Source organism: Streptomyces thermospinosisporus, from assembly GCF_039526425.1.
Taxonomy (GTDB): Bacteria; Actinomycetota; Actinomycetes; order Streptomycetales; family Streptomycetaceae; genus Streptomyces; species Streptomyces thermocarboxydovorans.
Map to the genome: position 1 here is coordinate 116,116 of NZ_BAAAIZ010000009.1, position 12,453 is coordinate 128,568.

Genomic DNA, 12,453 nt, shown 5'->3' on the forward strand with positions numbered 1-12,453 from the left:
GCTGTGGGGGTGCGGTGGACCGGGCCGGTTTCAGGCTCCCGGCCGGGCGGTCGGCGCGGGAGCGGTCGGTGGGTCAGTCGTCGGTGCCGGTCAGGCCGGAGCGGTCCTCCGTCTGCTGCTGGCTGTTGCCGGCGCCCTGCCCGTTCTCGGCGCCCTGGCCGTTCGCGGCGCCCTGCCCGTTGCCGGCGCCCTGCCCATTTCCTGCGCCCTGGCCGTTTTCCGCGCCCTGGCCGTTGCCCGCGCCCTGGCCGTTGCCGGCCTCCTGGCCCGCGCCCTGCTCACCGGCGCCGGCCTCGCCGCCGCCCGCCTGGCCGCCCTCGCCGAGGGTCGCGCCCGTCGCGGCGAGCGCCGTGGTGACCGGCTGGAAGAAGGTCTCGCCGCCCTGGGTGCAGTCGCCGCTGCCGCCCGAGGTGAGGCCGATGGCGAGGCCGTCCTGGGTGAACAGCGAGCCGCCGCTGTCGCCGGGCTCGGCGCAGACGTTGGTCTGGATGAGGCCGGTGACCGTGCCCTCGGGGTAGTTCACCGTGGCGTTCAGACCGAGGACCTGGCCGTCGGAGAGTCCGGTGGTGCTGCCCATCCGGAACACCTGCTGGCCGACGGCGGCCTCGGCGGCCTGGTTGATGGCCACGGTCTGGCCGCCCACGTTGACCTCGCTGGGCGCCTGGGTCGCCGGGTCGTTGTACTTGACGAGCGCGAAGTCGCCCTCGCCGGGGAAGACCGACTGGTCGACGGTCGCGATCGGCTGGCCGCCCTGCTGGTCCGACCACTCGTTGCCGCCGAGGGTGCAGTGACCCGCCGTCAGGAACGCGGGGGAGCCGTCGCTCGCGGTGACGTTGAAGCCGAGGGAGCAGCGCGCGCCGCCGGCGAAGATGGCGTCGCCGCCGGACACGAACGGCTTGAAGGTGCCGGAGGACTTCTTGATGGTCGCCATGCCGGAGCCGAGGCTCTTCACGGTGGACTCGAGCTGGTCCCACTTCTCGCCGGTGACCGTGCGGTCGGCGGTGACCAGGATCTTGTTGGTGCGCGGGTCGACGGCCCACGAGGTGCCGGGGATGGTGGCCCTGGCCTTGAGGGTCTTCGCCCCGGCATCCAGCTCCTGCATGCTGTTGTCGACCTCGCGGACGACCGCACCCGCCCGCTTCGCCTGCACCACCACGTTGTTGTTGTCGCCCGGGACGACGTTGACGACGAGCTGCTTCTTGGCGCTGTCGTAGTACGAACCGGCGAAGGCGTCCCCGAGCATCTCGGAGAGTTTCGAGGCGAGGTCCGAGGCGTCGCCCGCCTTCAGGGTCCTGGGCGCCGCGTCGTTCGACGAGCCGTCCTGGGACGCGTTGGCGTTCGGCAGCAGGATGGCGGCGGCGCCGAGCGCCACCACGCTGCCTGCCGCTATCGCGGCCTTGCGCTTGGGGATTCGCTTGTGACTCAAACTTCTCGACCTCCTGGGGGGACGGGAGTCGTGCCGCCGGGTGGCGGCCTTTCGCGGCGCCTGGACGGCAGTTGGTACGCATGAGCCGTGAGGGGTGTTCAAATCCCTGTGCGGATCTCCGGAATTCGGGCACGGAACCGGCCACGGCCGGCCGGCGTGCGCCGGCCGTGATCGATACGCTCAGCGACCATTCGATTGCGATCGGTGGCGATCAGAGAGCGGAATCCTGGCTTCAGGGAATCTGCACACTGACTGTCCAAGGCGGTCACTCTTGCGCGGAACCGTTCACAAGACGGCGGCCCCACTCACGCCTTTGGGGCCGGTGTGTCGGGTTCTGCCGGGCGGGGCGCAAGTGACTGGATGCGGCGAAGTGATGGGGCATGTGAAGAAGTCGCCACCGAGCCGTGCACCCGTCTGCACGCTTGGGCTCTTCAGCGCCGCAAATTCCCAGGTGAGGGCCTTGGTTGATTGGAAGCGCCCGCCCGGAGCGTGCTTTGATCCATCGCACCGCAAGGCCGTTCCGGGCTCCCGGCGACGGGCGCTCGAGCGCCCGCGCGGTGGCGGCCTTCGCTGTCCCCAGAGGGGGCCGCTCCCCCTTGTGAAATATCCATACGAAGGGAAGTTCCACCATGAACTCCACCCCGTTCGAGACCGCCGAGATCTCCGACGCCGAGCTCGACGCCGTTTCCGGCGGCCTGTCCGTCAACGCCGTGAACACCCTCACGAGCGCCGTGGACAGCGTCGCCCCGGTCTCCGCCGCGGTGGACACGGTCGTCGGCACCGTCGAGGGTGTCACCGGCCTGAACACCGCCCCGGTCACCAACCTGGTCGCCGGTCTCTGATCGCGCCTTGTGCCAACTGAGTCCCGGAGCCGCCGACCGGCCGCTCCGGGACTCAGCGGTGCCGTCACCCGTCCTCGTCACGTCGCCCCAGTCCCGCAGGTGAGGGAAGACCCGTGCAGTTCCGCCAACAGGCCCTCGCCAAGCTCCAGTCACCGGAGGAGCTGGACCTCCCGGTGCGGCTGGCCCGCCCGCAGGGGTGGCTGGTGCTGTCCGTGACCGTGATCGCGATGGCCGCCGCCTCGGTGTGGGCGCTCACCGGATCGGTGTCGTCCACGGTCAGCGCGCCCGCCATCCTCACGCACGGGCAGGGCAGTTACCTCCTGCAGAGCCCCGTCGACGGCCAGGTCACCGCGGTCCTCGCGCGGCAGGGCGAACGCCTGCCGGCGAACTCGCCGGTGCTGAAGGTCCGCACCCGGCAGGGCGAGAGCGTGGTGCGCACCCTGGACGCGGGCCGGATCACCGCGCTCGCCGCCAGCGTCGGGCAGATCATCCGCACCGGCGCCAATGTCGCGGCCGTGGAGAAGGTCGCCCACGCCAAGGACCCCCTCTACGCCACCGTGTACGTCCCCGCGGAGAACGCCGCAGGCATCCCCGCGCACGCCTCCGTCGACCTCACCGTGCAGTCGGTGCCCAGCCAGGAGTACGGCGTGCTGCACGGCGAGGTGAAGTCCGTGGACCGCTCGGCGCAGTCGCCACAGCAGATCGCCGCGTTCCTCGGCGACAGCCAGCTGGGCGAGGAGTTCACCAGGAAGGGCAGGCCCGTGGCCGTCACGGTGGAGCTGGAGAAGTCGTCCGGCACGAAGAGCGGCTACGAGTGGTCGTCCGCGGACGGCCCGCCGTTCAAGCTCACCTCGATGACCCTGGCCACCGGCTCGATCCGGCTGGCCGACCGGCGTCCCGTCGACTGGCTGCTGCCATGAGCACCGCAGAGCAGACCCGCGGCAGACGCCGCGCCGCCCCGCCCCGCCGCAGCGTGCCCAAGTCCCGTGCGCGCACCGTCCGTACGCCCACCGTGCTGCAGATGGAGGCCGTCGAGTGCGGCGCCGCCTCGCTCGCCATGGTGCTCGGCCACTACGGCCGCCACGTCCCGCTGGAGGAGCTGCGCATCGCCTGCGGTGTCTCCCGCGACGGCTCGCGCGCCAGCAATCTGCTGAAGGCGGCCCGCAGTTACGGCCTGACCGCCAAGGGCATGCAGATGGACACGGCCGCCCTCGCCGAGGTGCAGGGACCGGCCATCCTGTTCTGGGAGTTCAACCACTACGTCGTCTACGACGGCATGGGCCGCCGCTTCGGCCGGCGCGGCGTCTACATCAACGACCCCGGCAAGGGGCGCCGTTTCGTGTCCCTGGAGGACTTCGACGGCAGCTTCACCGGCGTCGTGCTGGTCATGGAGCCCGGAAAGGACTTCAAGAAGGGCGGCCGCAAGCCGGGCGTGCTCGGCGCCATGCCGGCCCGGCTGCGCGGCACCGCGGGCACCATGCCGGCGGTGGTGCTCGCCAGCCTGCTGCTGGTGGCGGTGGGCGCGGCGGTGCCGGGGCTCAGCCGCACCTTCATCGACGACTTCCTGATCGGCCGGCAGACGTCGACACTGGACGTGCTGTTCCTGTCGATGGGCGCCTGCGTGCTGCTGACGCTGGTGCTGACCTGGCTGCAGCAGGCCAATCTGCTGCACGGCCGGATCATCTCCTCCACCCTGTCCAGCGCCCGCTTCCTGCGGCATCTGCTGCGGCTGCCGGTGACGTTCTTCTCCCAGCGCAGCCCCGCCGACCTGGTGCAGCGGCTGCAGTCCAACGACGCGGTGGCCGAGACGCTGGCCCGCGATCTGTCGGCGGCCGGCGTGGACGCGGTGGTGGTCGTGCTCTACGCGGTGCTGCTCTACACCTACGACCCGCAGCTGACGTTCGTCGGCGTGGGCGTGGCGCTGCTGAACCTGGTGGCGATGCGGGTGGTGGTGCGGCTGCGCGCGACCCGTACGGCGAAGCTGCGCGCGGACACCGCGCGGCTGACCAACACCGCGTACTCCGGTCTGCAGCTGATCGAGACGATGAAGGCGACCGGCGGCGAGGACGGCTACTTCCGCAAGTGGGCGGGGCAGCACGCGACCACGCTGGAGGAGCAGCAGCGGCTCGGGGTGCCGAGCGCCTGGCTCGGCGTGGTGGCTCCGACGCTGGCCACGCTCAACAGCGCGCTGATCCTGTGGATCGGCGGCATGCGGGCGGTCGAGGGGCACATCTCGGTGGGTCTGCTGGTCGCCTTCCAGGCGCTGGTGACCCGGTTCACCGCCCCGCTGACCCGGCTGAACGGTGTGGTGGGCCGCATCCAGGACTTCGCCGCCGACGTGGCCCGGCTGAAGGACGTGGAGAACTTCCGCGCCGACCCGCTCTACGGCCGTCCCGGTGCCGGGGAGTCGACCCGCCGCCTGCACGGGCATGTCGAGCTGCAGAACATCACCTTCGGCTACAACCCGCTGGACAAGCCCCTGCTGTCCGGCTTCGACCTGACGGTGGGCCCGGGGCAGCAGGTGGCGCTGGTCGGCGGCTCCGGCAGCGGCAAGTCCACGGTGTCCCGGCTGATCTCGGGCCTGTACACGCCGTGGGAGGGCGTCATCCGGATCGACGGGCGGCGCATCGAGGACATCCCGCGCGGCGCGCTCGCGGCGTCGGTGTCCTTCGTCGACCAGGACGTGTTCCTGTTCGAGGGGACGGTCCGCGACAACGTGGCGCTGTGGGACCCGTCGATCCCGGACGAGGCGGTCGTCGAGGCGCTGAAGGACGCCGCGCTGTACGACGTGATCATGCGGCGTCCGGGCGGCATATACAGCCCGGTCGAGCAGGACGGGCGGAACTTCTCCGGCGGGCAGCGCCAGCGCCTGGAGATCGCCCGCGCCCTGGTGCGGCGGCCCAGCATCCTGGTCCTCGACGAGGTGACCAGCGCGCTGGACGCCGAGACCGAGCAGGTGGTGATGGACAACCTGCGCCGCCGCGGCTGCGCCTGCGTGGTGATCGCGCACCGGCTGAGCACGGTCCGCGACAGCGACGAGATCGTCGTCCTGGACCACGGCACGGTCGTGGAGCGCGGACGGCACGCGGAGCTGGTGGCGCGCGGCGGCGCGTACGCGGCGCTGGTCAGGGAGCGATGAGATGACCTCGGCACACCAGGGGGACCTCGTCCTCGACGCGCTGGGCCAACTGGGCGCGCGCATCGACTGCGCCGGGTCGAGCCGCCTCGACCTGGAGGGGCCGCAGGTGCTGTGGCTCGTCGTCTCCGGCGCGGTGGACCTGTTCGCGGTGGACGCCGGGCAGCAGGGGCACTGGCACCACCTGGGCCGGCTGGAGGCGGGGTCGCTGCTGCTGGGCCCGCCGCCCGGCCCCCGGCACACGCTGGTGGCCCGCCCGCTGCGGGACTGCGTGGTGCACCGCATCAACCTGCGCGAGCTGTACCAGCCGGCGGACACCGCCACCTGGTCCTACGACGAGTACGGCAACCCGCAGTACGTGCCGCCGACGACGAGCCCGCTGGAGTACGCCCTCGCACTGGGCGTCGGCCGCAGTCTGGCGGTGCTGTTCCAGGCGCCGATGGCGAGCGAGCGGGGGTCGGCGCCCGCCGACGACGAGGTCTTCTGGATGCAGGTGCCGCCCGGCAGCGTGCAGTACGGCTCGCTGTACGGGGCCGAGGCGGCGGCCGATCTGCTGATGGACCCCGCTCTGTGGCAGTCCATGGTGGATCAGCAGTACCGGCTGATGACCACCCTGGACCGCTGGATCGAGCAGCTGGAGCACACCCACGAGACGCGCACCGCGGAGGGCATCAGGGCCGGTGAGGCGGTACGGGCCCAGGCCGACCGGACGCTGCTCGCCGCGATCGGCAAGCGGTCCGCGCAGCGCACCACGGCGGCCGACGCGGACGCCACGTACGCGGCGTGCAGGCTGGTGGCGCGGGCGGCGGGCATCACGCTCGCGGACGCCGCGCAGGCGGCCGCCGGGGACAGCCGTCTTGACCCGGTGGAGCGCATCGCGGTGGCCTCCCGGCTGCGGACCCGTGCCGTGCGGCTGACCGGCCGCTGGTGGCGGGAGAACGTGGGCCCGCTGGTGGGGCACCGGGCCCTGTCGGGTGCCCCGGTGGCGCTGCTGTGGCGGCGCGGCGGCTATGTGGCGGTGCATCCGTCGACCGGCCGGGAGACGCCGATCGAGAAGGCCAACGCGGAGGAGTTCGAACCGCGTGCGGTGATGTTCTACCGGCCGCTGCCGGAGCGCAGGCTCGGCCCGCTCGGGCTGATGCGGTTCTGCCTGACGGGCACCCGCGCCGACCTGGCGCGGCTGGTGCTCGGCGGTCTGGTCACGGTGGCCCTCGGCGCGCTGGTGCCGGTCGCCACCGGAAAGGTGCTCGGCGAGTACGTGCCGAAGGCGCAGACCGAGCTGATCGTGCAGGTGTGTCTCGCGGTGATCCTCAGCAGCGTGGTGGCGGCGGCGTTCATGCTGCTGCAGAACCTCACCCTGCTGCGGCTGGAGGGCCGGGTGGAGGCCACGCTGCAGCCGGCCGTCTGGGACCGGCTGCTGCGGCTGCCGACCCGCTTCTTCACCGAGCGGTCCACCGGTGAGCTGGCGAGCGCCGCCATGGGCATCAGCGCGATCCGCCGGCTGCTCGCCGGGGTGGGCCCGACGGTGACCCAGTCGGTGACCGTGGGGGCGGTGAACCTGGGGCTGCTGCTGTGGTTCAGCGTGCCGATGGCGCTGGCCGCGCTCGGCATGCTGACCGTCGTCGCCGGGGTGTTCCTGGGGCTCGGGCTGTGGCAGGTGCGCTGGCAGCGGCGGCTCGTGGTGCTCACCAACAAGCTGAACAACCAGGCCTTCCAGACGCTGCGCGGGCTGCCCAAGCTGCGGGTGGCGGCGGCGGAGAACTACGCGTACGCGGCCTGGGCGTCTCAGTTCGCGCGCAGCCGTGAGCTGCAGCAGAAGGCGGGCCGGATCAAGAACCTGAACGCGGTGCTGAGCGCGGTGTATCTGCCGCTGTGCACGCTGGCGATGTTCATGCTGCTGGCCGGGCCGGCCCGGGGCTCGATGACGGCGGCGGAGTTCCTCACCTTCAACACCTCGGTGACGATGGTGCTGACCTCGGTGACCCAGCTGACCGGCGCGTTCGTCTCCGGGGTGGCCGCGCTGCCGCTGTTCGAGCAGATCAAGCCGGTGCTGGAGGCGACCCCGGAGGTGCGGGCGAGCAGCACCAGGCCGGGGCCGCTGACCGGGGCGATCGAGGCGCGGCGGCTGTCCTTCCGCTACTCCGACGACGGGCCGCTGGTCCTGGACGACGTGTCCTTCGAGGTGCGGCCCGGTGAGTTCGTGGCGATCGTCGGCCCCAGCGGCTGCGGCAAGTCCACGCTGCTCAGGCTGCTGATCGGCTTCGACCGGCCGCTGTCGGGCAGCGTGCTCTACGACGGCCAGGACCTGGCGGCGCTCGACCAGTCGGCGGTGCGCCGGCAGTGCGGTGTGGTGCTCCAGCACGCCCAGCCGTTCACCGGCTCGATCATGGACGTCATCTGCGGCACCGAGCCGTACACGCCGGAGGAGGTCATGGCCGCCGCCGAGATGGCGGGGCTGGCCGAGGACATCAAGCGGATGCCGATGGGGCTGCACACCATCGTCTCCGGCAGCGGTGCCGTCTCCGGCGGCCAGCGGCAGCGGCTGATGATCGCCCAGGCGCTGATCCGCCGGCCGCGGATCATCTTCTTCGACGAGGCGACCAGCGCCCTGGACAACGAGACCCAGCGCACCGTGATCGAGAGCACCAAGGCGCTGCAGGCGACCCGCATCGTGATCGCGCACCGGCTGTCGACGGTGCTGGACGCCGACCGCGTGATCGTCATGGAGGACGGCAAGGTCGTCCAGCAGGGCCCACCCGCCCAGCTCCTCGCCGACACAGGCGGCCGCCTGCACGAGCTGGTGCGGCGCCAGATGGCCTGACGGCCGGCCGCGCCCCGGAGGACCGTGCGGACCGGATGGCGGGGCCCGTTCGGGGTACCCGGGGATGCATGCACAGCCATGAACCTCAGCTGCCTGAGGCCCGCGGTCCGCTCAGCGCATCCGTGCTGGACCATCTGCGCGGCACCGGTCCCCTGCCCCCGCCCGGTGACATCGCCGGCTCCCCCGCCTACGGAGATGATCTGCAGCTCGCGCTGTATCTCTGCTACGAGCTGCACTACCGCGGTTTCGCGGGCGTGCCGCCGGATCTGGAGTGGGACCCGGAGCTGCTGCGCACCCGGGCCGCCCTGGAGGACCGCTTCCTCACCGCGCTCCGCGCCGACGCCACCGTGCACCAGGGGGCCGACGAGGCCCTCGCCGGGCTGCTGGTGGAGCCGGTGGACGGCACGGGCGTCAGTCACTTCCTGCGGGACACGGGCGAGCTGTGGCAGCTCCGGGAGTACGCCGCGCAGCGTTCGCTCTACCACCTCAAGGAGGCCGACCCGCACGCCTGGGTGCTGCCGCGGCTGCGGGGGCGGGCGAAGGCGGCGATGGCGGCGGTGGAGTTCGACGAGTACGGCGGCGGCCGGGCCGAGCGGCTGCACGCCCAGCTGTTCGCGGACCTGATGACGGACCTGGGCCTGGACACCACCTATGGCCGCTATCTGGACGCGGCGCGCGCGGAGTTGCTGGCGACGGTGAACCTGATGTCCCTGTTCGGGCTGCACCGGGCGCTGCGCGGCGCCCTGGTGGGGCATTTCGCGACCGTCGAGATCACCTCCTCCCCGGGCTCCCGGCGGCTCGCGGAGGCGATGCGCCGTACCGGCGCCGGCCCGGCCGCCGAGCACTTCTACGACGAGCACGTCGAGGCGGACGCGGTGCACGAGCAGGTCGTGCGGCACGACGTCATCGGCGGTCTGCTGGAGGACGAGCCGCATCTGGAGCGGGACATCGCCTTCGGGGTGGACGCCACCGAGTTCCTCGAGGACCGGCTCGGCGAGGCCCTGCTGGCCCACTGGCGGGAGGGCCGCTCGTCACTGCGTACACCGCTGTCGCCGGAGCTCACTCATGTCCCGTGAATCACGGGGTACCCGGTGGTGCGTGAATCTCTTGGCACCCCCTGGTGTGTACGCCCCGCAGGAAGACACCGAGCTGCTGACCGACGCGCTGGCGGACGAGCCGGTCCCGGCGGGCGCAGAGGTGCTCGACGTCGGTACCGGTTCGGGCGCGCTCGCCCTGGCGGCCGCCCGCCGCGGGCTGCGGGTCACGGCGGTCGACGTCTCCCGGCGGGCGGTGTGGGCGACCCGCCTCAATTCGCGGCGGGCGCGGGTCCCGGTCCGCGTCTGCCGCGGCAATCTGTTCACCCCGGTCGCCGACCGGACGTTCGACCTCATCCTGGCCAACCCCCCGTACGTGCCCGCCCCCGCGGACGGAGAGCTGCCGCGCGGCCCGGCCCGGGCCTGGGACGCGGGCGGCGACGGCCGCCTGATCCTCGACCGGCTTTGTGTACAGGCGCCCGAGCGGCTGCGGCCGGGCGGTGTGCTGCTGCTGGTCCAGTCGGCGCTCAGCGGGCCCGAGGTCACCGTGGGTCTGCTGCGCACGGCCGGTCTGAAGGCCGCGGTGACACGGCGCCGGCGCATCGCGTTCGGTCCGGTGCTGCGGTCCAGGGCGGACTGGCTGCGCGAGCGCGGGCTGCTGCCCGCGTCCGAGAACACCGAGGAACTGTTGGTGATCCGTGCCGAACTCCCCGTCTGACACCCCGCGTCGCGTCACCGTCCAGCGCAAGGGCCCGCTGCTGGTGGAGGGTCCGGTGGAGGTGGAGCTGGAGGACGGAACGGTCCTGCGCTCGGACCGCTTCCGGGTCGCCCTGTGCACCTGCCGCCGCAGCCGGCGCTATCCGTGGTGCGACACCAGCCACCGGGACCGGGGCTGAGCCGTCGGGCTCCGACGCAGCAAGCGGCGTCCCGGTCCCTGATGCAGAAAGGGGCCCGAGTGCACATGCGCGTGCACTTCGGGCCCGGTGCGCAAGGGCCGAAGGCCGGCGGGCGGCCCCACTCCGCCCGCCGGCCTCCTTGCGCGAGATCGCACGTTCCGCGAGGGGCTCGCACTCCCCAATCTGCGAACCGCCGCGCGGTCACGGGAACCGTGCGATCCCGGTCTCAGAAGGCGAAGACGGCAGAGCCGTGCGCGTTCATCACGCAGGCGTTGCCGAAGGTGCGCTCGTAGGAGACGCGCTTGCCCTCCCAGACGCCGTCGACGGTGACGACGACCGGGTCGTACTGCTTGGTGCAGAAGACGCCCGGGCGCATCGTCAGGGCGCTGAGGTTGCCGCCCACGCCGCGCAGCTCGTCACAGGCCGAGGCGGCGGCGGGGTGGGTGCCCGAGGGCCGGGGGGCACAGGTCAAGGTGACCGCGCGTTCCGGTGTGGCGCTCATCGCGTTCTCGCCGTGACCCACGGTCAGCACCAGGGCCGAGGGGGCGTAGAGCGCGGACGGGCCGGATCCCGGGGCTGCCGACGCGGCACCCGCCAGGGGTGCGAGGACGGCGGCGGCCGTGAGGCCGAGGGTGGTGGCCCAGCGCGCGGTGTTCCGCATTGTGTGCATCCTTCCGCTCGTGTGAAAGCGCCGGCTCGAGCTCGGTCGGTGCCGAACCGGCGTGCCGGAGTCTGCCGAGTCCGCCGCGGAAACTCATCTCTACCGTGCGGATTTCAGTAACCTTGCGTGTTGAATCAGTGGCGGGAAGTCACGGGAGGGACGCGCGTCGACCGCGTAATCACACGGCTACGGTGTGTGGGAAATTGCCAGATGGCCGAAACCTAGCTGTTCGTTAATAGGCCTGAAACATTCCGTTTCTGTCCTCCGCAGAGCGGTTCCGGAGCCCCGATGTTCATGATCGGTCGGTCTCGTGGCGATCGAGGACCGGTTCCGGGAGTCCCGGGAACGGCCCCGCCGCCGGCGGTGGGCGAACGGCGTTGTCAGTGGCGGGGCTTAGAGTCCGGGCATGACGCGATTCATGCTTGCGGCAGGTGCGTGGCTCGGTGCGTGGGCGTGGGACGAGGTGACGGCCGAGCTGCGGGCGGCCGGGCACGACGCCCACCCGCTGACGCTGTCCGGACTGGCCGAGCGGCAGGGGGTCCCGGCCGGGCTGGAGACCCATGTGCAGGACGTGGTGACGGAGGTGGAGCGCCTCGACCTGCGGGATGTCGTGCTCGTCGGGCACAGCTACGCCGGGATACCGGTCGGCCTGGCCGCCGAGCGGATCGGCGACCGGCTGGGGCGGGTGGTGTTCGTCGACGCCAATGTCCCGGTGGACGGGGAGACGTTCCTGTCCGGCTGGCCGAGCGAGGAGGTGCGGCGCTCCATCGAGGAGCACGGCGGTTTCTGGCCGCCGTTGCCCCGGGGGGAGTTCGCGGGCCAGGAACTGACGGACCAGCAGATCGACCTTCTCCTGTCCCGCGCCACCCCTCACCCTGGCGCCAGCCTCACCGAACCCGCCGTCCTGCAAGGAAAACTGGTCGAGCTGCCCGCCACCTACGTCAAGTGCCTGCTGGACGGCGAGGAGCCGATGCCGGCGGTGAACGAGCTGCTGCGCAGCGGCCGCTGGGAGCTGGTCCGCATGAACACCGGCCACTGGCCGATGTTCTCCCGCCCCCGGGAGCTGGCCCGGATCCTCGCCGCGGCCGGGTCCTGATCGCTCGCCGCGGACGGGTGCCGATCGCTTCGGGCGCGGACGGGTGCTGACCGCTTCGCCGCGGACGGATCCTGAACGCTTGGGCCCCTGCACCGATCCGATCCCCGATCCGGTGCCCTCCGAGCAGGTACGTTTCCGCGTACCCGCCGGTATGGTCGGGCCGGCAGGCCGGACGGTGTGACGTGGAAAGGCGGGTCGGCTCGTATGGGCAAGCACTGGGCGGACTTCCAGTACGAGATCTATCTGAACGGCATGTCGGGGACCGTGCCCCGGCTGCCCACGGATCTGACCCGGCTGGAGGAGCTGACGGAGCGGCGGCTCGGGCCGGGTCCGGTCGGCTATGTCGCGGGCAGCGCCGGCGACGGCAGCACCGCGCGCGCCAACCGGGCGGCCCTAGAACGCCGCCGGATCGTGCCGCGCATGCTGCGGGACGTGCACGAGCGCGATCTGTCGGTCGAGGTGCTGGGCCGCTCGCTCCCGGCGCCGCTGGCGCTGGCGCCCGTCGGGGTGCTGTCGATCATGCACCCGGAGGGCGAGACGG

Annotated in this window: 11 protein-coding genes; 9 read left to right on the forward strand and 2 right to left on the reverse strand. The window is 72.1% G+C overall.

Translation table 11 applies throughout. From position 1 onward, the window contains the following. Nucleotides 1–73 precede the first annotated feature (73 nt). Entirely contained in the window at nucleotides 74–1,426 is a 1,353-nt protein-coding gene (locus ABD207_RS04545) for a S1 family peptidase (RefSeq protein ID WP_344010214.1), read from the reverse strand. A 629-nt stretch (nucleotides 1,427–2,055) separates the two neighbouring features. Here ABD207_RS04545 and ABD207_RS04550 point away from each other — a divergent pair. The 7 genes from ABD207_RS04550 (at nucleotide 2,056) to ABD207_RS04580 (ending at nucleotide 10,155) form a co-directional block, all read left to right on the forward strand. Then, nucleotides 2,056–2,268 carry a type A2 lantipeptide gene (locus ABD207_RS04550; RefSeq protein WP_344004765.1) on the forward strand — a complete coding sequence of 71 codons (213 nt, stop codon included), beginning with the start codon at nucleotides 2,056–2,058 and terminating at the stop codon, nucleotides 2,266–2,268. A 113-nt stretch (nucleotides 2,269–2,381) separates the two neighbouring features. Beyond that, nucleotides 2,382–3,188 (forward strand): HlyD family efflux transporter periplasmic adaptor subunit, encoded by an 807-nt coding sequence (locus tag ABD207_RS04555; protein WP_344004763.1) that lies wholly within the window; start codon nucleotides 2,382–2,384, stop codon nucleotides 3,186–3,188. Further along, on the forward strand, nucleotides 3,185–5,407 hold the full coding sequence (locus tag ABD207_RS04560) for an NHLP family bacteriocin export ABC transporter peptidase/permease/ATPase subunit (protein WP_344010216.1): 2,223 nt from the start codon (nucleotides 3,185–3,187) through the stop codon (nucleotides 5,405–5,407). The genes ABD207_RS04555 and ABD207_RS04560 overlap by 4 nt, the downstream gene beginning before the upstream one ends. Nucleotide 5,408: 1 nt before the next feature. Next, nucleotides 5,409–8,225: an NHLP bacteriocin export ABC transporter permease/ATPase subunit gene (locus ABD207_RS04565; RefSeq protein ID WP_344010217.1), complete on the forward strand. Its 2,817-nt coding sequence runs from the start codon at nucleotides 5,409–5,411 to the stop codon at nucleotides 8,223–8,225. Nucleotides 8,226–8,293: 68 nt separating this feature from the next. Then, nucleotides 8,294–9,301: an iron-containing redox enzyme family protein gene (locus tag ABD207_RS04570; protein WP_344010218.1), complete on the forward strand. Its 1,008-nt coding sequence runs from the start codon at nucleotides 8,294–8,296 to the stop codon at nucleotides 9,299–9,301. Beyond that, the gene (locus ABD207_RS04575; protein WP_344010219.1) at nucleotides 9,291–9,977 is read left to right on the forward strand and encodes a HemK2/MTQ2 family protein methyltransferase; all 687 of its coding nucleotides are present in this window, start codon (nucleotides 9,291–9,293) and stop codon (nucleotides 9,975–9,977) included. The genes ABD207_RS04570 and ABD207_RS04575 overlap by 11 nt, the downstream gene beginning before the upstream one ends. Next, a complete protein-coding gene (locus ABD207_RS04580; RefSeq protein WP_344004750.1) occupies nucleotides 9,958–10,155 on the forward strand; it encodes a CDGSH iron-sulfur domain-containing protein in 198 nt (65 codons plus the stop codon). Before ABD207_RS04575 ends, ABD207_RS04580 begins: the two co-directional genes overlap by 20 nt. Nucleotides 10,156–10,381: 226 nt before the next feature. Here the strand turns inward: ABD207_RS04580 and ABD207_RS04585 are convergent, their stop codons facing one another. Beyond that, on the reverse strand, nucleotides 10,382–10,816 hold the full coding sequence (locus ABD207_RS04585; RefSeq protein WP_344004748.1) for a subtilase-type protease inhibitor: 435 nt from the start codon (nucleotides 10,814–10,816) through the stop codon (nucleotides 10,382–10,384). Between the two features lie 406 nt (nucleotides 10,817–11,222). On the opposite strand from ABD207_RS04585, the gene ABD207_RS04590 reads away from it, so the two are divergent. Further along, nucleotides 11,223–11,912: an alpha/beta fold hydrolase gene (locus ABD207_RS04590; RefSeq protein WP_344010221.1), complete on the forward strand. Its 690-nt coding sequence runs from the start codon at nucleotides 11,223–11,225 to the stop codon at nucleotides 11,910–11,912. Between the two features lie 204 nt (nucleotides 11,913–12,116). Beyond that, on the forward strand, nucleotides 12,117–12,453 hold a 337-nt coding region (locus tag ABD207_RS04595), incomplete at its 3' end, for an alpha-hydroxy-acid oxidizing protein (protein ID WP_344010222.1).

Coding starts and splice junctions, on each gene's coding strand:
- ABD207_RS04585 (WP_344004748.1), bottom strand. CDS start 10,816: ATGCGGAACACCGCGCGCTGGGCCACCACCCTCGGCCTCACGGCCGCC.
- ABD207_RS04575 (WP_344010219.1), top strand. CDS start 9,291: ATGTCCCGTGAATCACGGGGTACCCGGTGGTGCGTGAATCTCTTGGCA.
- ABD207_RS04570 (WP_344010218.1), top strand. CDS start 8,294: ATGCACAGCCATGAACCTCAGCTGCCTGAGGCCCGCGGTCCGCTCAGC.
- ABD207_RS04590 (WP_344010221.1), top strand. CDS start 11,223: ATGACGCGATTCATGCTTGCGGCAGGTGCGTGGCTCGGTGCGTGGGCG.
- ABD207_RS04560 (WP_344010216.1), top strand. CDS start 3,185: ATGAGCACCGCAGAGCAGACCCGCGGCAGACGCCGCGCCGCCCCGCCC.
- ABD207_RS04550 (WP_344004765.1), top strand. CDS start 2,056: ATGAACTCCACCCCGTTCGAGACCGCCGAGATCTCCGACGCCGAGCTC.
- ABD207_RS04565 (WP_344010217.1), top strand. CDS start 5,409: ATGACCTCGGCACACCAGGGGGACCTCGTCCTCGACGCGCTGGGCCAA.